This window comes from Pseudoduganella plicata, assembly GCF_004421005.1.
Taxonomy (GTDB): Bacteria; Pseudomonadota; Gammaproteobacteria; order Burkholderiales; family Burkholderiaceae_D; genus Rugamonas; species Rugamonas plicata.
In genome coordinates, this window is the sequence record NZ_CP038026.1 from 2,697,570 (window position 1) to 2,722,370 (window position 24,801).

Here is a 24,801-nt window from a genome sequence, read left to right on the forward strand (position 1 = left end):
GCTTTCCTTTACAATGGCGGATTGCCCATTTACTTTGCAGCATCCCCATGATCGTTCTCGGCGTCGAATCCTCCTGTGACGAAACCGGCCTGGCCCTGTATGACACAGAGCGCGGCCTGCTCTCCCACGCCCTGTATTCGCAGGTGGCGATGCATGAGGAATACGGTGGTGTGGTGCCGGAACTGGCGTCGCGCGACCACATCCGCCGCGCCATTCCGCTGCTGGAGCAAACGCTGCAAGGCGCCGCCATCGCGCCGCAGGCCATCGATGCGATCGCCTATACGCAGGGGCCCGGCCTGGCCGGCGCTCTGCTGGTGGGCTCGTCGATCGCCTGCAGCCTGGGCCTGGCGCTGGACAAGCCGGTGCTGGGCGTGCACCACTTGGAAGGCCACCTGCTGTCGCCGCTGCTGGCATCCGATCCGCCGGAGTTCCCCTTTGTCGCCCTGCTGGTCTCCGGCGGCCACACGCAACTGATGCGGGTGGACGGCGTGGGCCAGTATGAACTGCTGGGCGAGACGGTGGACGACGCTGCCGGCGAGGCGTTCGACAAGTCGGCCAAGCTGCTGGGCCTGGGTTATCCGGGCGGCCCGGCCATTTCCCGGCTGGCCGAATTCGGCGATCCGCTGGCCTACAAGCTGCCGCGTCCGATGCTGCATTCGAAAGACCTGAATTTCAGTTTTTCCGGCCTGAAGACGGCCGTGCTGACGGTCGTGAAGAAAAGCGCCGTCAATGTGTGCGAACAGGACAAGGCCAATATCGCGCGCGGTTTTGTCGACGCCATTGTCGACGTATTGACGGCCAAATGCATCGCCGCGCTGAAGCAGACGGGCCTGAAACGCCTCGTCATCGCCGGCGGCGTGGGCGCGAACAGCCAGCTGCGCGCCGCACTGAATGCGGCGGCAGTCAAAAAGCGCTTCCGCGTGTATTACCCGGAACTGGAGTTTTGTACCGACAACGGTGCGATGATCGCGTTTGCCGGTGCCATGCGCCTGTCCATCAATCCCGCGGCGGCGCAACGCGATTATGCCTTCAATGTGCGGCCACGCTGGCCGCTGGACGAACTGAAAGTCGTCTGACCGCCCAACGGGCGATTTTAGTTGCCGTGCCTTAGCTACCCAGCAGCACCGCGGCCAGGCCGACCAGCGCCAGCAGGCCGCCGGCCGCCACCGCGCCGGTGCGCCCATGTTTTTTCTTCAAGTCCACGCCCCGTGCGGCCATGCGCTCGCTGCGCAGCGGTTTGGCCGGCGCACGTGGGTCGGTTTTCGTTTGGTTGTGAACGGACTCGTTCATGCTGGTCTCCTCGATTTGTCTATACAGAAGAATGTACCAGCAATATGCATGCCATTACCACTCGATTGGAAACTAAATTGCCGCCGAGCTAGATTAGCACGGCGCGGCGGCATTGCAGGGCCCGACGTGAGGGCGCCGAACGTCCGCACATGGCCCCGCCGTGAGATCTCCGCAGCGGACGATGCGACGGGCGCGGCCGTCAGCGAACGCCGCCATTATGGGCGCCCATGCACCGGAAGCGAGCAGGACTGCCGCCCGGCAGGACAGCCAACCCGTCTCACGCAGTCCCTGTCACACCGCTTTGCTCGCGCTGTCGTCGGTTTCCCGCAGCGGCGACGCACGCCGCCAGACGGTGCAGCGGTCCATCAGCCCGGCTCGGGCGGAAGCGCCTTGCCACACTGCTTGCAGTAGCGCGCCGTGGCTTCATGGCCACGCGTCATGCAGCGTGTGCACGAGCGCCCGGCCAGCAGCCGCACGCCACGCTGGTGCGAGATCTCGGAACTGATGATGCCCGTCGGGACGGCCAGGATGCCCCAGCCCAGCAGCATCATGAACGATGCGATGCTGCGGCCGACGTCCGTCTTCGGCACCAAGTCGCCGAAGCCTACCGTCGTCACTGTCGAAATGGCCCAGTACACAGCCGTGGGAATGCTGGTAAAGCCGTGTTGCGGCCCTTCGACGACGTACATGACGGTCCCCAGCAGGAACACGATCAGGAACACGGTGGAGAGAAACACCAGTATCTTGCGGCGGCTGGCCAGCAGCGCATCGCCCAGCATGCTGTATTCCTGGATGTACAAGGTCAGCTTCAGGATGCGGAAAATGCGCAGCAGCCGCAGGATGCGCACGTCCAGCAGCACGTGCGCGCCCGGCACGAACAGCGACACATAGCTGGGGAGGATGGCCAGCAGGTCGATCACGCCGAAGAAGCTGCGCGCATACCGCAGCGGACGGCGCACGCACAGGAGGCGCGCGATGTATTCGATCGAAAACAGGATCGTGAAGACCCACTCGGCGGCAATCAGCCAGTCCTCGTGCGTCCTGGCGATGGCCTCGATCGATGTCAGCACGGCGGCCAGGACACTGAGCAGGATCGTGGCGATCAGCGCCAGATCGAACGCACGGCCCTTGCGGGTTTCCGACTCGAAGATGACCTCGTAGAGCTCCGCGCGCCAGCCGCCGTCGGGCTTGCCCAGGCGCTGTTGCGGGTCGGTTGTCCGCACGGCATGTGCGGGCTCTGGCGGCGGTTGCATCTGGGCGGACATGCGCGTCATCTTACCCCGGCGCCCAGCAGATCGGCGCGCGGGTACCCCCACTGCGGCACGTCGGCGCAGGCTTCGCGCGCAGCGCCGGACAGGGCCAAGGCCGTGAAATTGCCGCGCGGCGTCGCGGCGTAACGCAGGTCGCTGGCCGCGTCCTCCGTTACCGCCGGCATGCGCGCAAAGCGCAGCCACGCATTAACGTGGCAGTCGCTGCGCGACAGGTTGCGCAGCATGGCCAGGTCGCCCTGCCATGGCGCGGCCAGCACGATGCCGGCCGCCGCGACGGCAGTGGCATCGCTGTCGCGGAACGCCGCCGGGCAGGCGTCGACCGGCAGCCAGCGGGGCGCAAGACTCAGCATTCCGCGCCGCAGACGGTAGCTGCCGGCCCCTTCGTTCGACTCGATGCTGACAAAGGACCAGCACAGCGGCTGCGCCGGATACCCCGTCATGGCCACGTCCAGCACCTTCGACGCGGGATCGATGGCCTGCAGCGTCGTCTCGATGCGCTGCCGCCCCGCCGAAGACGCCCCGCCCTGCACGGCGATGAAGCCGATGGAGATGATGGCGGCCAGCGCCAGCGCGCGGCGGCTGTGGCGCCGCGTCACCCGCAGCGCGGCAACGGCGGCGCCGATCAGCGCCAGCACCAGCAACGAATGCCAGCCCAGATAGCCGCGCCACGTTGCGCCCAGCACGAACAGCGCGAGGCCCGCCAGCGCCAGGAATCTCGCCGGCCGGTTCGGTATCGCCAGCGCCAGCGGCACGCCGAACGCCACCCAAAACACGGGCTCCACGATAAACACTACGTCGCCATAAAACCAGCGCGGATCGAACGGATAGAACGGGTGGATGCCGTACGAATTGAGGAAGTCCATCGACAGGTGCAGCCCGAACCCGAGCACGATGGCGGTACCGAGGCCCGCCCGCGCGGTGCGGCTCTCGCGCAGCAGCCGGCGTGCGTTCGGCCACAGCGTCCACAACAGCGCCAGCAGCAGCAACGCCTGCGGCAGCGCGTACAGCAGCGTATGCGTATGGCCGCGGTGATGCAGCAGGTAGCCGAGCGGCGCCGGCAACAGTTTGGTCAGGAACAGGTCCAGATCGGGAAAATTGCTGGCCGCGGCGCAAGCCGTCAGCAGCAGGCGATGGCGGGTACGCTGGCGCGCTTCGTCAGGTTCGGCCGGCAGCGAACGTTGCAGCAGTTCCCCGACGCCGAGGCCTACGAAGGAATGGGTAATGTTGTCCATGGCGGCATGGTAACCGAAAGACACGCCCACGCCCGCTGACAACATCGGGGTCAGGCACGAAATCTGGCACGGACCCGGCAGTGCGGCCGCGCCGACGCCCGCCCGCGGACGGCAAACGTCGGGCACACTGCCCTATGCCCAGCGCACTCAGTGACTTACTTCCACCCCATGCCAGAACGCCACGCGCCCCTTGATCGCCTTGGCCGCCTCCGACGGCGTCGGGTAGTACCAGGCCGCGTTCCTGTTGACCTTGCCGTCCACTTCCACGTCGTAATAGCTGGCGACGCCCTTCCATGGGCACATGGTCGTGTGGCTGCTGTCCTTCAGGTACTCGCGCTTGATGCGCTCGACCGGGAAGTAGATATTATGCTCGACGATTTCCACTTCGGTATCAAGCGCTTCGGCGATGACGACGCCGTTCCAGACTGCTTTGGGCATGCTGTTCTCCTTGGATTCAATCGATTCGATTACGGCCGTTTGCCTTGGCCGCGTACAGCGCCGCCTCGGCGGCGCGCAGCAGTGTGTCGGCGTCGTCGATGGCCATGTGGTCGATGGCGCCGACGCCGAAGCTGGCGGTGACGGGCACGCGCCGGGCACCGTCCATGTGGACCTGGGCTTCGATGCGGCTGCGCAGCGTTTCGGCCATCTTGCGGGCGCCGATCAGCGGGGTGTTCGGCAGCAGCAGGCACAGTTCCTCGCCGCCGTAGCGCCCCGCCACGTCGATCATCCGCACGTTTTCGCGCACCAGTTTGCCGACGGCGGCCAGCACCCGGTCGCCCGTTGCGTGGCCATGCTCGTCGTTGATGCGGCGGAAGTGGTCGAGGTCGAGCATGACGGCGGCCAGCGGGGCGCGGAAACGCCGGGCCCGCGCCACCTCGAATTTCAGCCGGTGCAGCAGCGAGCGGCGGTTGTGCAGGCCGGTCAGTTCGTCCGTCGTGGCCAGCTGTTCCAGCCGCTGTTCGGACTGACGCAGCGCCCGCTCGGCCGCACGCGCCTCGATCAGCGCCATCGCCTGGTGCGCCAGGCCCGCCAGCAGGTCGCGCTGTTCCGGCGTCAAGGTGCCGGGATGGCTGTCCATCACGCACAGCGTGCCGATGGGGTGGCCGTCCAACGTCCACAGCGGCGCGCCGGCGTAGCGGCGCACCTGCGGCGCGCCCACCGTCAGCGCCAGGCTGGCCATGCGCGCGTCCTGCGTCGTATCCGGGACTTCCGTCAGCGTGTCGCCCAGCACGGCCCAGGCGCAATACGACTGGCTGCGCGGCAGCGAGTCCAAGTCCAGCCCGACGCTTGCGCGAATCCAGGCGCGGTCGCCGTCGACCAGCGTCAGGTGCGCGTATGGCATGCCGCACAGCCGGGCCGCCAGCGCTGTCAGGAACGCGAAGTCGGGGCCGGACGCATGGTCCGGCGCACCGCTGCGGTGCAGAGCGGCGAGCCTGGCCTGCTCGTCCGCCGGCTGGGGAAAGGTGGGGAAAATCTGTTCTGCTGCCGCCATGCGCACTCCGGGTCGATACTTGCGGGCAGTGTAGCCGAAATGACCACGCGTGGTATCCCCGATAAGATGGGCAGATCGCGCTTAATTCTCCGCTTGCTCGGCGACGATCTGGCGCAGCGCCTGCTCGAACAGTTCGGGCGGCTGGCCGCCGGAGATCAGGTGGCGCTGGTTGACGATCACGGCCGGCACCGAGTTGATGCCGTGCTGCTGCCAGAAGCTCTCCAGCGTGCGCACCTCTTCGGCAAAGCGGTCGGACTCCAGCACGTCCTGGGCCGCGATCAGGTCGAGACCGACCTTCTCGGCAGCCCGCAGCAGCGTGTCGTGCGAGCTCGGGTCTTCGCCATTGGTGAAATACGCTTCGAACAGGGCGTGCTTGAGGTCCTTCTGGCGCCCCGTCTCCTCGGCCCAGTGCAGCAGGCGGTGCGCATCGAACGTGTTGTAGATGCGGCTGCGCTTGTCCATGGCGAACGTGAAGCCCACGTCCGCACCGCGCTGGCGGATCATGGCGCGCGACTGCTCCTGCTGTTCCGGCGTGCTGCCGTATTTTTCGGTGATGTGTTCCGTGATGTCCTGCCCTTCGCGCCCCATCCCGGGGTTCAGTTCGAAGGGCTGGAAGTGGAATTCGGGGGCGAGCTCGGGACCGATGCGCTCCAGTGCCGTCTCCAGCGAGCGCAGGCCGATGACGCACCACGGGCAGGAAACGTCGGAAACGAAATCGATGCGGACGGGAGTAACCATGGCGGCCTTTCAATAGTGGCGGCCGCCGGCGGCGGCCATCCTTTCATGATGAGGCCTGCCGCCGGATTTGCAAGCGCGGTTATTTTTTCTTGGCGGCGGCCGGCCTGGACTTGCTGCCGATGCGGCTTTCCTTGCCCGCCAACAGATTGCCGATGTTCTTCGCGTGGCGCCAGATCAGCAGGCCACACATGACGACCACGGCGAAGAACTGCGGCTCCACACCGAACAGTAGACCATAATAGAACGGTGCGAACAGCGACGCGATCAGCGCGGCCAGCGACGAGTAGCGGAACGCATACGCGACCACGGCCCACGTGACGAGCGTCGCGAGGCCTAGCCAGACGTTCAGCGCCAGCAGCACGCCCGCCGCCGTCGCCACGCCCTTGCCGCCGGCGAAGCGGAAGAACACGGGCCACAGGTGGCCAAGGAAGACGGCCAGCGCGACCAGCGCGATAGTGGTGTCGTCCGCGCCCAGCCGGTCGGCGAAGTGGATCGTCAGCCACACGGCCAGCCAGCCCTTGAAGGCGTCGCCGACGAGCGTCCAGATGGCGGCCTTCTTGCTGCCGCTGCGCAGCACATTGGTGGCGCCAGGGTTGCCGGAGCCGTAGGTGCGCGGATCGTCCAGGCCATAGATCTTGCTGACCACGACAGCGAACGAGATCGAGCCGATCAGATAGGCGGCAATCGTCAACAGAACAGTATTCATTTCCCCGAAATCCTATGGTGATTGTTTTTGGCCGCAGCCGGCGCCGACTATACAGTACGGCTATTCAATCGGCCAGCGCGCAGTGGACCGGTTGCGCCCCCAGAACGTCGACCAGCACGCGCGGCGCGATGCCGACCAGGAAGCCGCGCCGCCCGCCATTGATATAAATCGTTTCCAGCGCGAGGATCGACTCCTCCACGTAGACCGGCATCGCTTTTTTCGTGCCGAACGGCGACGTCCCGCCGATCATGTAGCCCGAATGGCGCTGCGCCACCTCCGGCTTGCACGGCTCGACCGACTTGCAGCCGATATTTCGCGCCAGGTTCTTCGTCGAGACCTTGCAATCGCCGTGCATCAGCACAATCAATGGTCGGGAGGCTTCGTCCTGCATCACCAGCGTCTTGACGACGTGGTGCTCGTCGACGCCCAGTGCCTGCGACGAGACGGAGGTGCCGCCATGCTCCTCGTACTCATAAGGATGCTCGGAAAATGCCACCTTCTGCTTGCGCAGCAGTGCAGTCGCCGGCGTTTCTGAAATGTGCTCTTTCTTTGCCATGCCGTGATACGCTAACCAATATGAAAAGGGACCTGCCGTGGCGGGGTCCCTCATGGGAGTTTCTAATTATGCAGCAAGAAATTCGCTTTGCCACCTTCAATGTCTGCAATCTGGCGCCACCGGGCGCGAAATTGTACGACAACCTCGCCCCTCTGAGCCTTGATGAATACGAGGCGAAAGCCCAATGGATCGCTCGCCAGCTCGATGAACTCGATGCGGACGTGATCGGCTTTCAGGAGATTTTTTCGCAGGCGGCATTGCGCGACGTGCTGGCACGCACACGCAAATACCGCGACGCCACCCACGCCGGTTTCGATCCCGATCCGCATGCCACGCGCCTGACGCCGAACGTCGCGCTGGTCTCGCGCCTGCCGCTGGCGGCGCCGGCGACGATGTATGCCAGCTTCCCTTCCGACGTGCCGTGCGACTCCGGCAGCCCGGACTCCGACCGCTTCGCCCGCGCGCCGCTGCATGCGCAGGTCGTGCTGCCGGGCGAGCAGGTTGTCGACGTCATCGTCGTCCACCTGAAGTCGCGCCGGCCCGATTACCGCAATGGCGACAACGGCGAGGACCCGCTGCAGTATGCGATGGCCAGCCTGCGCTCCCTGGTGTGGCGCGGCACGGAGGCAGTAGCGCTGCGCGTGCTGCTCTCAAAAATGATGCGCGGGACGCGCCGGCCGTGCGTGGTCCTGGGCGACTTCAACGACACGGCCGATGCCGTGACGACGACGATCGTGCTGGGCAACGGCGGCACCTACGGTGGTGGCGCCAGTGCCGAGGAGCGGCGCGGCCGGCTGTACGACAGCCACCGCATCCAGCGCAGCCAGGACCCGCTGCGCCACGTGGCCTACACCAGCATCCACGAGGGCCGCTATTCGACCATCGATCACGTCCTCGTATCGGAGGAATTCAACGGCGAGTCGGCGCGCGCCATCGGCGAGGTGGTGGACGTCAGCTATTTCAACGATCACCTGCGGCTGGCGCGCCCGGAGGCGTCCGACCACGGCCAGGTGCTGGTGCGGCTGCGCCTTTACTGAAGCGTCAGTGCAGCACGCCGCCAGGACCGCTGGCAGCGCGCCTGCGGCTGCGTAGTCCCCTCGTTCTGGCCGCAGCCCTGCCCGCGCAGGAAGCCGAGCTGCTCGGCCGTCTCGATGCCTTGCGCGATCGCCATCATCTCCATGCTGCGTGCCATCGATGATGGTGCGGATCGCCGCGGCTGTTCTCGGACACCGCGCCGCCAGGTACAGCTACGCTCTGCGTTTTTCATGCCGTGATGTCGACGTCCATGCAGAAAATCCGGCCCGGCACGCCGTCGTGCGGAACCGCCCCCTCGCGAGAAATTCACCGTATCGGGCACAGCCATTCGGACCAGACCGGCATTGCTATAATGAAAACATGAACGATCCCATCCTTTCATCCTCACGCGATGAATATGCGCGGCGCATGACGCGCGTCCTGAATTACATCGAGCAGCACCTGGATGAACCGCTGGAACTGGCCCAGCTGGCCGACGTGGCGATGCGCTGCGACCTCTGCATTCCGGTGCGCCCGCTCTGACGAGCGCGGAATAATCCCGGCGGTGGGACCTTCATCCGGCGACAGGTACCGGGTCCCACCGCTTGCGCCGTCGCTTTGTCAGCCTCCGCTGCAATTCAGGCGCGCAAAAACGCGCTTTGTCGCATCCCCGTGGCCGCCGTCCTTGTCGAATCGTACAGTGCCACCATCGCGCAGTATATTCGCCGGCAGCGGCCAACCATTCCGATAAAATCATGACCACCGACGCACTGCCCATTTCCTCCCGCCGGCGCTGGCGCAAGCCGGCCATCGCTGTCCTCGTGCTGGCCATTGCCGGCGGCGCATACCTGGCGCTGCGTCCGCACCCTGCCCCCACGCCAACGCCTGCGGCCGCGCAGCCAGCCAAACCGGTCGTCTACGAACTGGCGGCTACCGACGTCGCCGTCGTGACGGCCGGGTCGCTGGCGGTGCAGTTGCCGCTGTCCGGCTCCCTGGTGCCCGTCAGTCAGGCCACCGTCAAGTCCAAGGTGTCCGGCGTGGTGCAGGACGCCAGCCTGCGCGAAGGGATGGCCGTGGCGGCCGGACAGGTGCTGGCCCGGATCGACCAGGCCGACCTGCGCGCGCGCCTGACACAGCAGCAGGCCATGCTGGACGAAGCACAGGCGCGCCTGTCGATGGCGCAGAAGAACGAGAACAACAGCCGCGCGCTGCTGGCGCAGAAGTACATCTCGCAGACGGCCTACGACACCAACGCCAATGCCGTCGACCTGGCACGCGCCAGCGTCAAGGCGGCCTCCGCACAGCTGGAGCTGGCGCGCATCGCGCTGGCCGACAGCGTGATCCGCGCGCCCATCGACGGCATCGTCAGCAAGCGCCACGTGCAGGCCGGCGAGAAAGTCGCGCCCGACATGGCCGTCTACACGATCGTCAGCCTGGCCGAGCTGACGCTGGAAGCGCAGGTGCCGACGTCGGACATCCCGCGCATCAAGGTAGGCCAGGAGGCAGCGTTTCGCGTCGACGGTTTCGCGGGCCGCACGTTTGCCGGCAAGGTCGCCCGCGTCAACCCGACGACAGAGGCAGGGTCGCGCGCAATGCTGGTGTATATCACCGTGTCCAACGGCGACGGCGCCCTGCGCGGCGGCATGTTCGCCAAGGGCAGCATCGTCACGGAACGCACGGCCGCGTTGCCGCAGGTGCCGGTGGCGGCCGTGCACGAAGAAAATGGCCGCGCCATCGTCCACAAGGTCAGCGCCGGCAAGGTTGTGGCGCAGCCTGTCACGCTGGGACTGCGCAACGAAGATGAGGGCATGGCCGCCGTCACGGACGGCCTGGCCCATGGCGAACAGGTCATCGTCTCCAGGCTCGATGGCGTCAAGCCCGGTGCCAGCGTCAAGCTGCCGCAGGCGACCTCCATCACGACCGCGCAGGACAAGAAGCCGGCCGTCAAGCCGCCGCAGGGGTAAGCCATGTGGATCACGAAAATCAGTATCCGCCAGCCCGTCTTCGCGACGATGGTGATGATCGGCCTGATGGTGCTGGGCCTGGCCTCGTACCGCGGCCTGGGCGTGGAAAGCATGCCGAACGTGGAGATTCCGTTCGTCGCCATCGAGGTTCAGTACCCGGGCGCCTCGCCCGAGGCGGTGGAGACGGACATCACCCGCCCTCTGGAGGATATCGTCAACACCGTGCGCGGCGTGCGCACCTTGCGCGCCAACTCGTGGGAAGGCAAAGCCGGCGTCTACCTGGAGTTCGAGCTGTCCACCGACATGGACCGTGCCATGCAGGACGTGCGCGACAAGGTCGGCATCGTTCGTCCGCGCTTCCCCAAGGAGGCCAAGGACCCGTTCATCGTGCGCGAGGAAGGCGATAACGCGCAGCCCATCGTGCGGCTGACGCTGACCTCGCCCACGGTGGACATCCGCACGCTGTCCACCCTGGCCGACCAGGTCATCGTCAAGCGCCTGCAGGGCGTTCCCGGCGTGGGCCAGGTGCGCAGCTATGGCCAGGCCAAGCGCGAAATCCTCATCAGCCTGAAGCCGGCCGAGATGACGGCGCAGGGCGTGGGCGTCAACGAGGTGATGCGGGCGATCCAGGATACCAACACCAACCTCCCCGCCGGCACCATCACGCGCGAGGCGAACGACCGCATGGTGCGCGTGGAAGGCAAACTGAAACATCCGCGCGAATTCAACAAGATCATCGTTGCGCGCCGCGCCAATGGCCCCGTCTACCTGGACCAGGTAGCCGACGTTGTCGACGGCGAAGCCGAAGAGCGTTCGCTGGCACGCATCAACGGCAAGCGCGGCATCTCGCTGGAGATCACGAAGGTGCAGGACTCGAACGTGGTCGAGGTGGGTGAAGGCGTCAAGGCCGTCGTGGCCGATATGCAGAAGTCGCTGCCGGCCGGCGTGAGCCTGTCCATCGCGGACGCCGAATCGGACCGCGTGCAGAACCAGCTGAACAACGTCAAGCGCACCATCGTCGAAGGCGCGGTGCTGACGATGATCATCGTGTTCTTCTTCCTGCACTCGTGGCGCTCGACGATCATCACGGGCCTGACCTTGCCGATCTCGGTGCTGGCCAGCTTCATCGCCATGAAGGCATTCGGTTTTACCCTGAACTTCCTGACCCTGATGGCGCTGTCGCTGTGCATCGGCCTGCTGATCGACGACGCCATCGTCGTACGCGAAAACATCGTGCGCCACCTGGGCTTCGGCAAGGGCCACCGCAAGGCAGCCGAAGACGGCACCAACGAAATCGGCGTGGCCGTGATGGCGACGACGTTTGCCATCGTTGCCGTGTTCGTGCCGGTCGCGTTCATGGACGGCATCATCGGCCGCTTCTTCCTGCAGTTCGGGATTACCGTGACCGTGGCGGTGCTGGTGTCGCTGTTCGTCAGCTTCACGCTGGACCCGATGCTGTCGTCCGTCTGGCACGACCCCGTGCAGGACCGCTTCAAGTACCTGCCGTGGCTGGGCCGCCTGATGGAGAAGATCGAGCATGGCATCGACCGGGTGCACGTCTGGTACGGCAAGGTGCTGGCGCTGGCGCTGGACTGGCGCAAGACCACGCTGGCGCTGACGCTGGCCGTCTTCGTGGGCAGCCTCTTGCTGGTGCCGAAGATCGGCGGCGAGATGTTCCCGGAAACGGACCGCGGCTGGATCGACATGGAGTTCAAGGTGCCGGTGGGCTCCAGCCTGGAATACAACGCCAGCAAGGTGGAACAGGTGGAAGCCGCGCTGCGCGAATTTCCGGAAGTGGACACCGTGTTCAGCAATATCGGCGCGGACGAAGGCCGCCACATCTCCTACGTGAACGTCAAGCTGACGGACGTGCACAAGACACACCGCCGCTCGCAGCAGGCGCTGGAAAAGGCGATCCGCGCCAGGCTGGCGTCGATTCCGGGCATCACGCCGTCGGTCGGCGAGAAGCCCATCTTCATCGCCATCCTCGGCACCGACGAGGCAAAACTGGACAAGGTGGCGCACCAGCTGATGGACAAGATGCGCAACATCCGCGGCGTGGCCGACCTGGAATACAGCCAGGAAGGCGCCAACCCCGCCACGCTCATCCGCATCAACAACGAGCTGGCGAGCGACCTGGGACTGTCCACGCAGCAGATCGGCGCGGCGCTGCGGCCGTTCGTCGCAGGCGAAACGGTCAGCTACTGGCTGGCGCCGGATGGGCAGAATTACGACGTCAACGTGCAGCTGCCGAAGTCGGGCCGACAGCGCGTGGCGGATCTGGCCGACCTGTCGCTTGCATCGGGCAATGCGGGTCCGGACGGACGCCCGCTGATGGTGCCGCTGCGCCAGGTCGTCGAATTCGTGCCGTCGTTCAGCCCGCAGGTGCTGAAGCGCCAGGCGCTGATGCGGCGCGTGGCCGTGATGGCCGGCGTCGAGGGCCGCCCCGGCGGCGACGTCGACGCGGACGTGAAGAAAGCCATGGACTCGATCGAGATGCCGGCCGGCGTGCGCTTCGACGTGGGCGGCAATGCCAAGCAGATGCAGGAGACGATGACGAGTGCGATGGTCGCACTGGGCATTGCGATCGTCTTCATCTACCTCGTGCTGGCGTCGCAGTTCGGCAGCTTCCTGCAGCCGGTTGCCATCATGATGTCGCTGCCGCTGTCGCTGATCGGCGTGCTGCTGGCGCTGCTGGTGACGGGATCGACACTGAACATCTTCTCGGTCATCGGCGTCATCATGCTGATGGGGCTGGTCACGAAAAACGCGATCCTGCTGGTGGATTTCACCAATCACGGCCAGCAGGCCGGCCAGCCGCAGCGCGATGCCATCATGGCGGCCGGACAGGTGCGCCTGCGGCCGATCCTGATGACGACGCTGGCGATGATTTTCGGGATGCTGCCGATGGCGATCGGCATGGGCGAAGGCGGTGAGACGCAGGCGCCGATGGGCCGCGCCGTGATCGGCGGCGTGATCACGTCAACGCTGCTGACGCTGGTCGTGGTGCCGGTTGCTTATACGTACCTGGACAATCTGGGGAAACGGGCGAAGCGCTGGTTCGGTCATGCGCCCGATGATGCGCATGAGCAGCCGGCCAAGCCGGAGCTGGCCAACGCCGCGTAAGGCAATCGAGCTGCAACCCCAAAAGCTGCAACCAAAAAAGCTGAGGCCCAAAAACTGAACCCGGGACAGACCTGTTTTAAGATGGTCTGTCCCGGGTTTCTTATTCCTGACGCTCGGCCGCGGTATCCTCGTCGGCGCTGTCGGCATCCTCACCGGGGTCGTCGGCGTCCTGCCCGGCGCCCCCTTCAGTTCCCGCTTCTCCTTCCGGCCGGGACTTGGCCTCCTGCTTGCGCCGGGCCTTTTCCTCGGCCTTGCGTTTCTTCTCCAACTCGCGTTGTCGCTTCTCGTATGAGAAATTTGTCTTTGCCATGGCAACCTCCTTTCCCGCCATTATGCCCGTAGCGCCAGCATCGCAGAAATTTTATCCACGCGGATGATGTACCGCATGCAATTGCTTCAGCCGTTCGCGGGCCACGTGCGTGTAGATCTGCGTGGTCGAAATGTCCGCGTGGCCGAGCAAAAGCTGGACCACGCGCAGGTCCGCGCCATGGTTGAGCAAGTGCGTGGCAAACGCGTGCCGCAGCGTGTGCGGCGACAGCGGCGCCGTGATGCCGGCACGCGTGGCGTGCTTCTTGACGATCACCCAGAACATTTGCCGCGTCATTGCCGCGCCGCGCGCCGTGACAAACAAGGCGTCATCCTGCTGACCGTTGAGGATGACGCCGCGCGCCTCGCCCAGGTAGCGCTCCAGCCACGTGCGCGCCTGCGTACCGAACGGCACCAGCCGCGTCTTGCTGCCCTTGCCGGTAATGCGCAGCACGCCCTCGTTCAGGCCCAGCTCCGTCAGCTTCAACGCCACCAGTTCGGAAACACGCAGCCCGCTTGCATACATCACTTCCAGCATGGTCCGGTCGCGCACGCCGCGCGGCTCGCGTGCATCGGGCGCAGCCAGCAGCGCTTCGACCTGCGCTTCGGAGAGCGTGTGGACGAAGCGTGTCGGCTGCTTCGCCGAGGACACCTTCAGACACGGGTCCCGGGCGATGCGGTTCTGCCGCAGCGCCTGCTGGTAAAAACGTTTCAGCACGGACAGCCGGCGGTTCGAGGAGCTGGGCTTGGTGTCGTCATGACGGGCGGCGAAGTAGGCGTCGATGTCGGCGCGGCCGACCGCCAGCAGTGACGCACCGGCCTGCGTCACGTCGAGCCAGCGCGCGAAGGCACGCATGTCGCGGCGGTAGGCGTCCAGCGAGTTTTTCGACAGGCCGTCTTCCAGCCACAGGCTGTCGCAGAACGCGTCGATCAGAGCAAGGTTGTCTGCTGCCATGCGTATTCGCGCAGTCCCTCGTGCGCCAGCAGCCAGCGCTTGACGTTCAGCGTAAAGCCGTTACGGTCGTCGCTGCCGGCAAAGCCGCCCAGCCCCTGCGCCCCCGTCACCCGATGGCACGGCACCACGAGCGGAAAATGGTTGGCGCCACACGCCTGCCCCACCGCGCGGGGCATCGAGCCGACGAATTTCGCCACTTCGCCATAGGTCCGCACCTCGCCACGGGGAATCCCGCCAATGGCACTCCAGACCTTGCGCTGGAATTCGCTGCCGACCTGCGCCAGCGGCAGGTCGAAGACGAAGTCCGGATCGTCGCAATAACGCAGCACCTGCGATGCGGCCCGTTCGGCCACCGGGTCCTGGGGCGCCTTGTCGTCGAAGCTTTCCGGCAGATAGACCAGCTCGGTAAGGACGGCGCCGCCGGTGCGGATGCCGAGAGCGCCGAAGGGCGTCCTGACGATGGCGGCAAACAACTCGCTTGCCTGTTGTATTTTAGTCACGCTCACACTCCCTGCTACTGTGGCAAACATGCTACACGATCCATCAGGCAACAGCCAGCGACATGGGCAGGCAGAAAAAAACGCACCCATTGGGTGCGTGGGATCGAAAAAAAACGCACCCTCGGGTGCGTGGGATCGAAAAAAAACGCACCCTCGGGTGCGTTTTAACTCTTACCTGGCACGGTCCCGGCTGTTTGGTCCCGCTGCGGCGTGGCTTGTGGCCGCCTGCAGCAGTGATGCCAACAGCATCTTGTGAACCGCGTGTCTCCTCGCTTTATTGCGCCGTCTCCGGCAGCCTTCTTATTTACCACTCCCCACTGACCAGCATGTCCGTTGCTACCTTGGTGCATATCGTTATTCGCTGCACCAATCAGGAGCGAGGCAATCATAACTGATCCGTCCTGCTTTTTCTCCAGTTTTTTTTTAGCAACGGACTATTTGGTTCACATGTAAATGAGTGTGGTTTTTAGCGCAAAATTTGTGGTAAGCCCTTTACCCCACGCTGCCGTACACGAGGTTTGGCAGCCACAGCGAGATCGCCGGCACGTACGTCACCAGCATCAGGAAGCCCAGCATCGTCAGCAGCCACGGCATCACGGCAACGGTCAGTTCCGAAATGCCCATCTTGGTAATGCCCGACGCCACATACAGGTTCAGCCCCACCGGCGGATGGCACATGCCCACCTCCATGTTGACGACGATCAGGATGCCGAAGTGGATAGGATTGATGCCCAAGGCCACTGCGACCGGGAACAGGATCGGCGCCATGATCAGCACGATCGACGACGGCTCCATGAAGTTACCGGCGATGAGCAGCAGCACGTTTACGACCAGCAGGAACGCGATCGGGCCCAGACCCTGGTCCGTCAGCCATGCCGCCATCTGTTGCGGAATGTTTTCGCTTGTCATCAGGAACGAGAACAGGACGGCGTTTGTGATGATGTACAACAGCATCGCCGACATCGACGCGGAATCGAGCAGCACCTTGCCGACCTGCTTGATCTTCAGGTCCTTGTAGACGAAGACGGCAATGACGAATGCGTACACGGCCGCCATCGCCGCCGCTTCCGTCGGCGTAAACATGCCCGAGTAGATGCCGCCCATGACGATGAGAATCAGCAGCAGGCCCCAGGCGCTCTTGCGGAACGCGGCCAGGCGCTCGCCCCACGTGGCTTTCTTCATGCGCGGATAGTTGTGCTTCTTCGCCAGCACCCACGTCGTCAGCCCCAGCAGGAACGCCAGCATCAGGCCGGGAACGACGCCGGCCATGAACAGCGCGCCAACGGACGTGTTGGTGGTCACCGAATACATCACCATGACGATCGACGGCGGAATCAGGATGCCCAGGGCGCCCGACGTGGTAATGACACCGGCGCCGAATTTGCGGGGATAGCCCTGTTTCACCATCGCCGGCAGGATGATCGAGCCGATGGCGACGACGGTCGCCGGGCTCGAACCCGAAACGGCCGCGAACAGCGCGCACGCCATGACGCCGGCCAGCGCCAGGCCGCCGTGCCAATGGCCCACGCAGGAGGTGGCGAAGTTGATCATGCGCCGCGCCACGCCGCCGTGCGTGAGGAAGTTACCGGCCAGGATGAAGAATGGGATCGCCATGATCTCGAACTTCTCGATCCCCGTGAACAGCTTCAGTGCGACCGATTCGATCGGCACCTGCGTCATCGTGAACAGGAACGTCAGGACCGTCAGGCCCAGCGAAATGGAAATGGGCATACCGGTCAGCATGAGGACCAGCAGCAGGGCAAAAATAATCAGTGCGTTCATGCTTTGGCTCCCTGGAGTTCGTCGTCCAGGCCTTCAACGTGGGAGTGGTCGTGCTTCGGCAGGTCGCCGGTGCGGATGAAATGCACCATCACTTGCAGGAAGCGGAAGGACATCAGGTAGGAACCGAGCGGCACGGCCAGGTAGACTATCCACATCGGCACTTCCAGGTCGGCGGAAGTCTGCTCGGTGTGGCCGATTTCCCACACGAACGACGCGCCCAGCGTGCCGACGATGCCGGTAAAAGTGGCGCCGGCCAGCAGGCCGAAGATGATGAACTTGTTGCGCCATGGCGTCGACAGGCGGTTGATCACGACGTCCACGCCCACGTGGATGCCGGTGCGCACGCCGTAGGCGGCGCCGAACTTGGCCATCCACACGAACATGTAGATGCACACCTCCTGCGCCCAGCTGGTGTTGATCTGAATGAGTTCGTCCTGCAGCCAGCCGAGGGGCAGGCCGGACAGGTAGCGGTGCACGACCGCCACGAAAATGATGAAGGTGGCTGCGCCCATCAGGGTCGCAATGATCCATTCTTCCAGGTGGTCCAGGAATTTCATGGTGTTCTTTCAATAGAAACGGCTCGGGAAGCCGAAACCGGGAGGGATACTGTCTGAGTGAGACTGCGGGGCGGCAGGACGCCGCCCCGGGTACATAGCCGAAGCTATGGTTACGCGAAGTTTATTTCGCGCTTTCCTTGTTGATCGCGTTGATCAGGTCCGCGCCGATACGGCTTTCCATCTGCTTCTGGACTGGCGCCAGGGCTTTCTTCCATTCCGCCTGCTGCTGCGGGGTCAGGGCGATGAACTGGGTCTTGCCCGATTTCTTCATGGCTTCCAGCGCCATGTCGTTATCGCGCTGGGCAATGGCTTTTTCGTACGTCGTCGCTTCGCGCATCGCGCCTTCGAGCGCCGTGCGGATGTCGGACGGCAGGCCATCCCAGAACTTCTTGTTGACGATGACGGCATAGCCCAGATAGCCGTGGTTCGACAAGGTGCCGTACTTCTGCACCTCATGCATCTTTTGCGTGTACATGTTCGATGGCGGATTCTCGGTGCCGTCCACGACGCCCGTCTGCAGCGCCTGGTACACCTCGGAGAACGCCAGCACCTGCGGGTTCGCGCCCATCATGCGCATCTGCGCGTCCAGCACCTTGGAGGACTGGATGCGCATCTTCAGCCCGCGGAAGTCGGTCGGCGAGCGCAGCGGCTTGTTGGCCGACATGATCTTGAAGCCGTTGTCCCAGTAAGCCAGGCCGGTGATGCCCTTGCTTTCCAGTTTCTTCAGCAGGCCCTTGCCGATCGGGCCTTCCGTCACGTTGTACAGCGCGGTCTTGCTCGGGAAGATGTACGGCAGGTCGAAGACCTCGAACTCCTTCACGCCCAGCGGGCCGAACTTGGCCAGCGACGGCGCCAGCATCTGCACCGCGCCCAGCTGCAGCGCTTCCAGTTCTTCCTTGTCCTTGTACAGCTGGCTGTTCGGATAGACTTCGACCTTGACGCGGCCGTTGGTGGCCTTTTCCGCCAGCTGTTTGAAACGTTCCGCAGCCTGGCCTTTCGGCGTATCGAGGGCCACGACGTGGCTGAACTTGATGACGATCGGTGCCTGGGCAAAGGCGTTGGCGGTAAAGCAGGCGGTCGCGGCAAATGCGACCAGGATGGTCTTGAGCTTCATGTGTGTCCCCAAATATGAGTTGGTTTATTATCGGGTGTCGATGGCGGCAGCGGCGCGCTGCACGTCGGCCTCCTTCACCCTCGGACCTCTTGGCCCTTGTTTTGCCGTCCCATTCTGTGCAAGTGCACCGCAAGGGGCAACTGTGGAAAACCACAATATCGCAGTGTAGCAATTTCATTACCCTCAGACAATGACTAATTCCCCATCGCTGGCTGCGCGCTTGCCCTTTCCGCACACGGTCCGATGGCTGATGCCGGTCGTGCTGGTGTTGTTTTTTCTCGCCATCCTGATCTGGCTGCCATGGCAGGCGCGCCAGATGGAACGGGGCGAGCGCCAGGAACAGCTGATCGCGGACACGCTGTGGGTCGAGCAGACCATCCGCTTCCAGATGGGCCGGCACGAGGACAGCACGCGCGCCATCGGCAACGACATCCTGGCGGGCACGCCGCCCGCCCGCATCCACGAGCGCATGCTGCGCCTGCTGAAAACCGGCACGGAACTCAAACGCCTGATGTGGCTCGACCCGGAGGCGCGCATCCTTGCCGCCACCGAGGCCGCCCCGCCCCGGGTGGCTGCGCTGTCGGCCGCGTCGCGCGATGCCGCGGACCGCGCCCGGCGCAGCCGCAATCCCGTCTACGGCCAGCCGGGCGCCGAATCGCTGCAGACGGTCGGCACGCCGGGCGCGTACATGATGGATTACCACCTGCCGCTGTATCGCGGCGACACCTATGTGGGCAGCGTCGTCGCCACTTACCAGCTGTCGGCGCTGCTGGACGAGATGGTGCCGTGGTGGTTCGCCCAGGACAACCAGATCTCGCTGCTCGACCGCGACGACCGCATCCTGGCGCGCCGCGCCGCCGCAGGGCCGGGCCACGGCGTCTACACGCACAAGCGCGCGCTCGACCTGCCCGGCGTGACCGTCACGTTGATGACGGACAGCGTCAAGAGCGAACCGAAGCTGCTGCCCAACCTGCTGGTGGGCTCCGTCATCGCGCTGTCGCTGGCGCTGTTATGGAGCCTGCTGGCGCTGTGGGGACACATTTCGCGCCGGCTGGCCGCCGAGGATGCGCTGCGCCAGCAGATGGCGTTCCGTACCGCGATGGAAAACTCGCTGGTGACGGGCCTGCGCGCGCGCGACCTGGAAGGCCGCATCACCCACGTCAATCCGGCGTTCTGCCAGATGGTGGGCTATACGGAAGAAGAGCTGGTCGGCCGCTCGCCGCCGATGCCGTACTGGGCGCCGGACGTGATGCCGGAATACCAGCACCGCCTGGCCAACGTGCTGGCCGGCACGGTGACGCCGCAATTCGAGACAATCTTCCAGCGCCCCGACGGCACCCGCCTGCCCGTATTGATCTTCGAAGCGCCGCTGGTCGATAACGAAGGCCGCCACACGGGCTGGATGGGATCGATCCTGGACATCACGGACCGCAAGCGCATCGAGGAACTCAACCGGGAACACCAGGAAAAGCTGCAGGCCAGCGCGCGCCTGGCCACGATGGGCGAGATCGCCTCGATGCTGGCACACGAACTGAACCAGCCGCTGGCCGCCATCTCCAGTTACACGACAGGCGCCCTCAATCTGCTGGCGCGGGCCGATGGCGACCGCCAGCCGGTCGACGGCGGCAAGCTCAAACCCGCGCTGGAACAGGTGGGCGCGCAGGCACGCCGCGCCGGGCAGATCGTGCGCAGCGTGTTCGATTTCGTCAAGAAGCGCAAGGCCGAGCGGCGCGACGTGGCGCTGGCCGCCATGCTCGACAGCATCAGCGCGCTGATCGAACTGCAGGCCCGCCAGCACCGGGTAACGCTGAAAACGGTGCTGCCGGCCGACCTGCCGGCCGTGCACGCCGACCCGATGATGGTCGAGCAGGTACTGCTGAACCTGACGCGCAACGGCATCGAAGCGATGGCCAACGTGCCACTGGCGCGCCGCACGCTGACCGTCGAAGCCTGTTACGATGCGCCCGCGCACCAGGTCAGCGTCTGCATCGTCGACAATGGCCATGGCATCCCGCAGGACGTCGCCGAGCGGCTGTTTTCGCCGTTTTTCTCGACCAAGGCGCAAGGCATGGGCATGGGGCTGAACATCTGCCGTACCGCCATCGAGTTCCACGGCGGTACACTGACGCACCGCGACAATCCGGGAGGCGGTACCATATTCACTTTTACGCTGCCCGCCGCGGGCGCGTAGTTTTACCAACGGAGTTACCCGATGCTGCATATCGTCGATGATGAAGAAGTGGTGCGCGATTCGCTGTCGTGGCTGGCCTCGTCGCGCGCCATTCCCGCCACGACCTACGATTGCGGTGCGAAATTCCTGGCCTACGTGGAGGCGGGCCGCTTCGATCCGGCCGGCGACTGCGTGCTGCTGGACGTGCGCATGCCCGACATGAACGGCGTGGCCGTGTTCGACCAGCTGCATGCGCGCGGGCTGACGCAGCGCCTCCCCGTCATCTTCCTGACCGGCCACGGCGACGTGCCGATGGCGGTGGACACGCTCAAACGCGGCGCATTCGACTTCTTTGAAAAACCGTTCAACGACAACGACCTGATGGACCGCGTGCAGGAAGGCCTGGCGAAGTCGATGCACGCCAGCGCCAGCGCCGCCGTGCACGCACGCCTGGCCACGCTGTCCTCGCGCGAACGCGAGGTGCTGGACCTGATCCTGGCGGGGAAGATGAACAAGGTCGTCGCCGACGAACTGGGGATCAGCATGCGCACGGTGGAAGTGCATCGCGCGCACATCTTCGACAAGATGCAGGTCAAGACGGCCGTGGAGCTGGCCGGCCTGCTGAAGTAAGCGCATGGCCCTCTCGTCGAGCTTCGTCATCGACATGACGCTGCGGCGCGAGATCGTGCCGGACCCGGACGCCTACCCGTTCAACCTGCCCGCCGTGCGGCACCTGAAGGTGCTGACGTTCCACCCGGCCGTCACGTTCATCGTCGGCGAAAACGGCAGTGGCAAGTCGACGCTGCTGGAAGCGATTGCCGTGAGCCTCGGTTTCAATGCCGAAGGCGGTACCCGCAACTTTAATTTCGGCACGCGGCCTTCCCACTCCGTGCTGCATGAGTACATCCGCATCGCCAAGGGCTTCCGGCGTCCGCAGGACGGTTTCTTCCTGCGGGCCGAAAGCTTCTTCAATGTCGCCACCGAGATCGAGAACCGCGATGTCGGCGGCTCGTACGGCGGCGTCTCGCTGCACGAGCAGTCGCACGGCGAATCGTTCATGGCCCTGCTGACGCACCGCTTCCGCGCCAGGAGCCTGTATGTGCTGGACGAGCCGGAAGCGGCCCTGTCGCCGCAACGCCAATTGGCTGCGCTGGCACGCATCCACCAGCTGGTGAAGCAAGGCTGCCAGTTCATCATCGCCACGCATTCGCCCATCCTGATGGCCTACCCGGATGCGAAAATCTATACCTGCATGACCGACGGCCTGCGCCGCACCGATTACGAAGACACGGAACATTACCAGGTCACGCGGGCTTTCCTCGCCAATCCGCAGCGGATGCTGGATGTGCTGCTGGCCGAGGAGGATGAGCCTCACCGCAGCGATCCATGACGCTATCCTCCAGCTTTGCCATCGACGTGACGCTGCGGCGCGACAGCGTGCCCGATTTCGACCGCTATCCGTTCCACCTGCCAGTCGTGCGGCACCTGCAGGTGCTGACATTCCACCCGGCCGTCACGTTCATCGTCGGCGAAAACGGCAGTGGCAAATCGACGCTGCTGGAAGCCATCGCGGTGGCCCTCGGCTTCAATGCCGAAGGCGGCAGCCGCAATTTCAATTTCGGCACGCGGGCATCGCACTCCGTGCTGCACGAATACATTCAGGTCGCCAGGGGATTCCGGCGCCCGCGCGACGGCTATTTCCTGCGCGCGGAGAGTTTCTTCAACGTGGCCACCAACATCGAAGCGCTCGACGAAGAGCCGCAAGGCGGCCCACCCGTCATCAGCTACCACGGCGGGCGCTCGCTGCACGAGCAGTCGCACGGAGAATCGTTCATGGCCCTGCTCACGCACCGTTTCGGCCCCAAGGGTCTGTATGTGATGGACGAACCGGAAGCGGCGCTGTCGCCGCAGCGCCAGCTGGCCGTGCTGGCGCGCATCCACCAGCTGGTGAAACAGGGCTCGCAATTCATCATCGCCACGCATTCGCCCATCCTGATGGCCTATCCGGACGCGAAAATCTACTCCTGCACGGCCGACGGCCTGCGCCGCACCGACTACGAGGATACGGAACACTACCAGGTCATGCGCGATTTCCTGGCCAATCCGCAGCGGATGCTCGAGGTGCTGCTGGCCGACGGCAAACAGGACAGCGGCTGAAACCGCCCCCCTGTTTATGAGGCAATCTTTCCAAAACGGGGACAGTCCCAAATGCCGTTAAGTTAAGTTGTTGAAATTGTGGTGGCACGGCCCGCGCGAAAACAGGATAAGTTAACGGCATTCGGGACAGCCCCCGTTTTTTGGAAATAGTCCTGCTGTGGTTTGACCGCTTTGCCGGCGTGGCGAAAATGTGACGGCGCAATTGATTCTTTCTGAAACAATTGCGGAGATCAGGTATATTTCTTCAGGTAAATATTCTGAACGCTTTCTTTCCGACGCCCACTGCCATGTCCCTCCACCAGCTTGTCTATCTCAGCGAGTCCACCAGCAAGATGTCATCGGACGACCTGATTCCCATCCTCAACCAGGCCAAGCCGAACAACGCGGCCATCGACGTCACCGGCAGCCTGTTCTATAACGGCGGCTGGTTCCTGCAAGTGCTGGAGGGCTCCGCCGCCACATTGACGGCGCTGTATGAAAAGATCTCGAAGGATCCACGCCACAAGAACCTGCGCCTGCTCTACAACGAGCCGGCCGAGTTCCGTACGTTTACGCGCTGGAGCATGAACATGACGAACCTGGACGATCGCCAGTCGGACAAATACGAAGAGCTGGTCGAGATCATCGAGGCCGCCAAGGCAGGCCGCCGGATCCGCTCGATGTCGCCGGCGGTCGTGCTGCTGCACATGTTCCGCAACTGACCCAAACCCGGGACTGCCCCCTGTTTTCGGGCAATATTTCCTCGAAACCCGGGTCCGTCCCGGGTTTTTTTATTGCGGCCCATGCAGCGCCAGCGCCCAGCTCACATGCTCGCGCACCAGTTCGGAGGGGTGATCGGCGCGGCTGCGCAGCGCGGCCACGATTGCCGCGTCGCCACGCAAGCCGGCTGCCGCCGCGTTGCCCAGCCCGACAGCCAGGTTGCGCAGCCACCGTTCGTGGCCGATCCGTCGGATCGGGCTGCCTTCCATCCGGCGGTTGAATTCCTCTTCACTCCACGCGAACAGTTCCAGCATGCCGGCGCTCCCCAGGCCATGACGCTCGTCGAAGTCGGGCAAGGTGGCGCGCTGGGCGAACTTGTTCCAGGGGCACGCAGTCTGGCAGTCGTCGCAGCCGTAGACCCGGTTGCCGATCAGGGAACGCAGCTCCGGTGGAATGGCGCCTTTCAGTTCGATCGTCAGGTAGGAGATGCAGCGCCGCGCGTCGAGCCGGCCCGGCGCGACAATCGCCCCGGTCGGGCAGGCGGTGATGCAGGCGCTGCACTGGCCGCAGTGGGCATCGATGGGGGCGTCGACGGGCAGCGGCAGGTCGACCAGGATCTCGCCCATGAAGAACATCGAGCCGGCCGCGCGATTGAGTAGCAAGGTGTGCTTGCCGCGCCAGCCCAGTCCCGATTTTTCCGCCAGCGGCAGTTCCATCACCGGCGCCGAGTCGGTAAATACGCGGTAGCCGAATTCCCCGACGGCCGCGCGCACCTTGTCCGCCAGCTGCTGCAGGCGGGCACGCAGCACCTTGTGATAGTCGCGGCCGCGGGCGTAGACGGAAATCACCGCGGCGTTCGGATCGGCCAGACGCGCCTGTTCGCGCGCGCGCCAGTCGGCGCCGGCCGACTCGGGCAGGTAGTTCATGCGCGCGGTGATCACGCGCACGGTGCCCGGCACCAGTTCGGCGGGGCGGGCCCGTTTCATGCCGTGGCTTGCCATATAGTCCATTTCACCGTGCATGCCGGCGTCCAGCCAGGCCTGCAGGCCCGTCTCGGCGGCGGACAGGTCGACGTCAGCGATACGCACTTCGGCAAAGCCCAACGCTATCCCCCACCCCTTGATGGCGGCGGCCAGGCTTGCGAGTTCTTCTTGGGACGGGGACATCGGACG

The 24,801-nt window shown here is 64.7% G+C and carries 26 protein-coding genes; 10 read left to right on the forward strand and 16 right to left on the reverse strand.

Annotated elements, in window-relative coordinates:
• Window positions 1-47: 47 nt before the first annotated feature.
• On the forward strand, window positions 48-1,076 hold the full coding sequence (tsaD, locus tag E1742_RS11685) for a tRNA (adenosine(37)-N6)-threonylcarbamoyltransferase complex transferase subunit TsaD (RefSeq protein WP_134385033.1): 1,029 nt from the start codon (window positions 48-50) through the stop codon (window positions 1,074-1,076).
• A 31-nt stretch (window positions 1,077-1,107) separates the two neighbouring features.
• On the opposite strand, the gene E1742_RS11690 is transcribed toward tsaD, so the two are convergent.
• The 8 genes from E1742_RS11690 to ybaK all read right to left on the reverse strand — a co-directional run bounded on the left by E1742_RS11690 (window position 1,108) and on the right by ybaK (window position 7,285).
• Window positions 1,108-1,290, reverse strand: a complete 183-nt coding sequence (locus E1742_RS11690) for a hypothetical protein (RefSeq protein ID WP_134385034.1) — start codon at window positions 1,288-1,290, stop codon at window positions 1,108-1,110.
• Window positions 1,291-1,655: 365 nt separating this feature from the next.
• The gene (locus E1742_RS11695; protein WP_229466737.1) at window positions 1,656-2,513 is read right to left on the reverse strand and encodes an ion transporter; all 858 of its coding nucleotides are present in this window, start codon (window positions 2,511-2,513) and stop codon (window positions 1,656-1,658) included.
• Window positions 2,514-2,560: 47 nt separating this feature from the next.
• Window positions 2,561-3,793, reverse strand: coding sequence for a metal-dependent hydrolase (locus tag E1742_RS11700; RefSeq protein ID WP_134385035.1), 1,233 nt, complete (start codon window positions 3,791-3,793; stop codon window positions 2,561-2,563).
• Window positions 3,794-3,940: 147 nt separating this feature from the next.
• Window positions 3,941-4,231, reverse strand: a complete 291-nt coding sequence (locus tag E1742_RS11705) for a DUF427 domain-containing protein (RefSeq protein WP_134385036.1) — start codon at window positions 4,229-4,231, stop codon at window positions 3,941-3,943.
• Between the two features lie 16 nt (window positions 4,232-4,247).
• Window positions 4,248-5,285, reverse strand: a complete 1,038-nt coding sequence (locus tag E1742_RS11710; protein ID WP_134385037.1) for a GGDEF domain-containing protein — start codon at window positions 5,283-5,285, stop codon at window positions 4,248-4,250.
• Window positions 5,286-5,366: 81 nt separating this feature from the next.
• On the reverse strand, window positions 5,367-6,023 hold the full coding sequence (locus E1742_RS11715) for a DsbA family oxidoreductase (RefSeq protein ID WP_134385038.1): 657 nt from the start codon (window positions 6,021-6,023) through the stop codon (window positions 5,367-5,369).
• A gap of 79 nt (window positions 6,024-6,102) precedes the next feature.
• A complete protein-coding gene (plsY, locus tag E1742_RS11720; protein ID WP_134385039.1) occupies window positions 6,103-6,729 on the reverse strand; it encodes a glycerol-3-phosphate 1-O-acyltransferase PlsY in 627 nt (208 codons plus the stop codon).
• 64 nt (window positions 6,730-6,793) lie between these two features.
• Window positions 6,794-7,285, reverse strand: coding sequence for a Cys-tRNA(Pro) deacylase (gene ybaK, locus E1742_RS11725; RefSeq protein ID WP_134385040.1), 492 nt, complete (start codon window positions 7,283-7,285; stop codon window positions 6,794-6,796).
• Window positions 7,286-7,353: 68 nt separating this feature from the next.
• Between ybaK and E1742_RS11730 the strand changes: the two genes are divergently transcribed.
• Window positions 7,354-8,322 carry an endonuclease/exonuclease/phosphatase family protein gene (locus tag E1742_RS11730; RefSeq protein WP_134385041.1) on the forward strand — a complete coding sequence of 323 codons (969 nt, stop codon included), beginning with the start codon at window positions 7,354-7,356 and terminating at the stop codon, window positions 8,320-8,322.
• Here the strand turns inward: E1742_RS11730 and E1742_RS26145 are convergent.
• A complete protein-coding gene (locus tag E1742_RS26145) occupies window positions 8,316-8,477 on the reverse strand; it encodes a hypothetical protein (protein WP_166793465.1) in 162 nt (53 codons plus the stop codon). The two genes, E1742_RS11730 and E1742_RS26145, sit on opposite strands and share 7 nt — an antisense overlap.
• Window positions 8,478-8,680: 203 nt before the next feature.
• Between E1742_RS26145 and E1742_RS11735 the strand changes: the two genes are divergently transcribed.
• The 3 genes from E1742_RS11735 to E1742_RS11745 all read left to right on the forward strand — a co-directional run bounded on the left by E1742_RS11735 (window position 8,681) and on the right by E1742_RS11745 (window position 13,389).
• The gene (locus E1742_RS11735) at window positions 8,681-8,842 is read left to right on the forward strand and encodes a hypothetical protein (protein ID WP_229466738.1); all 162 of its coding nucleotides are present in this window, start codon (window positions 8,681-8,683) and stop codon (window positions 8,840-8,842) included.
• Window positions 8,843-9,054: 212 nt separating this feature from the next.
• Complete coding sequence (locus E1742_RS11740) at window positions 9,055-10,263, forward strand: efflux RND transporter periplasmic adaptor subunit (protein ID WP_134385042.1); 1,209 nt, start codon at window positions 9,055-9,057, stop codon at window positions 10,261-10,263.
• 3 nt (window positions 10,264-10,266) lie between these two features.
• Window positions 10,267-13,389: an efflux RND transporter permease subunit gene (locus E1742_RS11745; protein ID WP_134385043.1), complete on the forward strand. Its 3,123-nt coding sequence runs from the start codon at window positions 10,267-10,269 to the stop codon at window positions 13,387-13,389.
• A 100-nt stretch (window positions 13,390-13,489) separates the two neighbouring features.
• Here the strand turns inward: E1742_RS11745 and E1742_RS11750 are convergent, their stop codons facing one another.
• The 6 genes from E1742_RS11750 to E1742_RS11775 all read right to left on the reverse strand — a co-directional run bounded on the left by E1742_RS11750 (window position 13,490) and on the right by E1742_RS11775 (window position 18,603).
• Complete coding sequence (locus tag E1742_RS11750; protein WP_134385044.1) at window positions 13,490-13,699, reverse strand: hypothetical protein; 210 nt, start codon at window positions 13,697-13,699, stop codon at window positions 13,490-13,492.
• A 51-nt stretch (window positions 13,700-13,750) separates the two neighbouring features.
• Window positions 13,751-14,650 carry a site-specific tyrosine recombinase XerD gene (gene xerD / locus E1742_RS11755; RefSeq protein WP_134385045.1) on the reverse strand — a complete coding sequence of 300 codons (900 nt, stop codon included), beginning with the start codon at window positions 14,648-14,650 and terminating at the stop codon, window positions 13,751-13,753.
• Window positions 14,626-15,150 (reverse strand): methylated-DNA--[protein]-cysteine S-methyltransferase, encoded by a 525-nt coding sequence (locus E1742_RS11760; protein WP_229466739.1) that lies wholly within the window; start codon window positions 15,148-15,150, stop codon window positions 14,626-14,628. The genes xerD and E1742_RS11760 overlap by 25 nt, the downstream gene beginning before the upstream one ends.
• A gap of 492 nt (window positions 15,151-15,642) precedes the next feature.
• Window positions 15,643-16,932: a TRAP transporter large permease gene (locus E1742_RS11765; RefSeq protein ID WP_134385047.1), complete on the reverse strand. Its 1,290-nt coding sequence runs from the start codon at window positions 16,930-16,932 to the stop codon at window positions 15,643-15,645.
• Complete coding sequence (locus E1742_RS11770; RefSeq protein WP_134385048.1) at window positions 16,929-17,489, reverse strand: TRAP transporter small permease; 561 nt, start codon at window positions 17,487-17,489, stop codon at window positions 16,929-16,931. The genes E1742_RS11765 and E1742_RS11770 overlap by 4 nt, the downstream gene beginning before the upstream one ends.
• A 121-nt stretch (window positions 17,490-17,610) precedes the next feature.
• Complete coding sequence (locus E1742_RS11775) at window positions 17,611-18,603, reverse strand: TRAP transporter substrate-binding protein (RefSeq protein ID WP_134385049.1); 993 nt, start codon at window positions 18,601-18,603, stop codon at window positions 17,611-17,613.
• A gap of 190 nt (window positions 18,604-18,793) precedes the next feature.
• Between E1742_RS11775 and E1742_RS11780 the strand changes: the two genes are divergently transcribed.
• The 5 genes from E1742_RS11780 (at window position 18,794) to E1742_RS11800 (ending at window position 23,631) form a co-directional block, all read left to right on the forward strand.
• A complete protein-coding gene (locus E1742_RS11780) occupies window positions 18,794-20,794 on the forward strand; it encodes a two-component system sensor histidine kinase NtrB (protein WP_134385050.1) in 2,001 nt (666 codons plus the stop codon).
• Window positions 20,795-20,815: 21 nt separating this feature from the next.
• Complete coding sequence (locus E1742_RS11785) at window positions 20,816-21,403, forward strand: response regulator transcription factor (RefSeq protein WP_134385051.1); 588 nt, start codon at window positions 20,816-20,818, stop codon at window positions 21,401-21,403.
• Between the two features lie 4 nt (window positions 21,404-21,407).
• Entirely contained in the window at window positions 21,408-22,163 is a 756-nt protein-coding gene (locus E1742_RS11790; RefSeq protein WP_134385052.1) for an AAA family ATPase, read from the forward strand.
• A complete protein-coding gene (locus E1742_RS11795) occupies window positions 22,160-22,930 on the forward strand; it encodes an AAA family ATPase (protein WP_134385053.1) in 771 nt (256 codons plus the stop codon). The genes E1742_RS11790 and E1742_RS11795 overlap by 4 nt, the downstream gene beginning before the upstream one ends.
• 287 nt (window positions 22,931-23,217) lie before the next feature.
• On the forward strand, window positions 23,218-23,631 hold the full coding sequence (locus tag E1742_RS11800) for a BLUF domain-containing protein (RefSeq protein ID WP_134385054.1): 414 nt from the start codon (window positions 23,218-23,220) through the stop codon (window positions 23,629-23,631).
• A 69-nt stretch (window positions 23,632-23,700) separates the two neighbouring features.
• Here E1742_RS11800 and queG read toward each other — a convergent pair whose 3' ends face one another.
• On the reverse strand, window positions 23,701-24,795 hold the full coding sequence (gene queG / locus E1742_RS11805; RefSeq protein WP_134385055.1) for a tRNA epoxyqueuosine(34) reductase QueG: 1,095 nt from the start codon (window positions 24,793-24,795) through the stop codon (window positions 23,701-23,703).
• Window positions 24,796-24,801 lie beyond the last annotated feature (6 nt).

Coding starts and splice junctions, on each gene's coding strand:
- tsaD (WP_134385033.1), top strand. CDS start 48: ATGATCGTTCTCGGCGTCGAATCCTCCTGTGACGAAACCGGCCTGGCC.
- E1742_RS26145 (WP_166793465.1), bottom strand. CDS start 8,477: ATGGCACGCAGCATGGAGATGATGGCGATCGCGCAAGGCATCGAGACG.
- E1742_RS11715 (WP_134385038.1), bottom strand. CDS start 6,023: ATGGTTACTCCCGTCCGCATCGATTTCGTTTCCGACGTTTCCTGCCCG.
- E1742_RS11745 (WP_134385043.1), top strand. CDS start 10,267: ATGTGGATCACGAAAATCAGTATCCGCCAGCCCGTCTTCGCGACGATG.
- E1742_RS11800 (WP_134385054.1), top strand. CDS start 23,218: ATGTCCCTCCACCAGCTTGTCTATCTCAGCGAGTCCACCAGCAAGATG.
- E1742_RS11730 (WP_134385041.1), top strand. CDS start 7,354: ATGCAGCAAGAAATTCGCTTTGCCACCTTCAATGTCTGCAATCTGGCG.
- E1742_RS11740 (WP_134385042.1), top strand. CDS start 9,055: ATGACCACCGACGCACTGCCCATTTCCTCCCGCCGGCGCTGGCGCAAG.
- E1742_RS11710 (WP_134385037.1), bottom strand. CDS start 5,285: ATGGCGGCAGCAGAACAGATTTTCCCCACCTTTCCCCAGCCGGCGGAC.
- E1742_RS11690 (WP_134385034.1), bottom strand. CDS start 1,290: ATGAACGAGTCCGTTCACAACCAAACGAAAACCGACCCACGTGCGCCG.
- ybaK (WP_134385040.1), bottom strand. CDS start 7,285: ATGGCAAAGAAAGAGCACATTTCAGAAACGCCGGCGACTGCACTGCTG.
- E1742_RS11765 (WP_134385047.1), bottom strand. CDS start 16,932: ATGAACGCACTGATTATTTTTGCCCTGCTGCTGGTCCTCATGCTGACC.
- E1742_RS11775 (WP_134385049.1), bottom strand. CDS start 18,603: ATGAAGCTCAAGACCATCCTGGTCGCATTTGCCGCGACCGCCTGCTTT.
- xerD (WP_134385045.1), bottom strand. CDS start 14,650: ATGGCAGCAGACAACCTTGCTCTGATCGACGCGTTCTGCGACAGCCTG.
- E1742_RS11795 (WP_134385053.1), top strand. CDS start 22,160: ATGACGCTATCCTCCAGCTTTGCCATCGACGTGACGCTGCGGCGCGAC.
- E1742_RS11705 (WP_134385036.1), bottom strand. CDS start 4,231: ATGCCCAAAGCAGTCTGGAACGGCGTCGTCATCGCCGAAGCGCTTGAT.
- E1742_RS11790 (WP_134385052.1), top strand. CDS start 21,408: ATGGCCCTCTCGTCGAGCTTCGTCATCGACATGACGCTGCGGCGCGAG.
- queG (WP_134385055.1), bottom strand. CDS start 24,795: ATGTCCCCGTCCCAAGAAGAACTCGCAAGCCTGGCCGCCGCCATCAAG.
- E1742_RS11785 (WP_134385051.1), top strand. CDS start 20,816: ATGCTGCATATCGTCGATGATGAAGAAGTGGTGCGCGATTCGCTGTCG.
- E1742_RS11780 (WP_134385050.1), top strand. CDS start 18,794: ATGACTAATTCCCCATCGCTGGCTGCGCGCTTGCCCTTTCCGCACACG.
- E1742_RS11750 (WP_134385044.1), bottom strand. CDS start 13,699: ATGGCAAAGACAAATTTCTCATACGAGAAGCGACAACGCGAGTTGGAG.
- plsY (WP_134385039.1), bottom strand. CDS start 6,729: ATGAATACTGTTCTGTTGACGATTGCCGCCTATCTGATCGGCTCGATC.
- E1742_RS11700 (WP_134385035.1), bottom strand. CDS start 3,793: ATGGACAACATTACCCATTCCTTCGTAGGCCTCGGCGTCGGGGAACTG.
- E1742_RS11735 (WP_229466738.1), top strand. CDS start 8,681: ATGAACGATCCCATCCTTTCATCCTCACGCGATGAATATGCGCGGCGC.
- E1742_RS11770 (WP_134385048.1), bottom strand. CDS start 17,489: ATGAAATTCCTGGACCACCTGGAAGAATGGATCATTGCGACCCTGATG.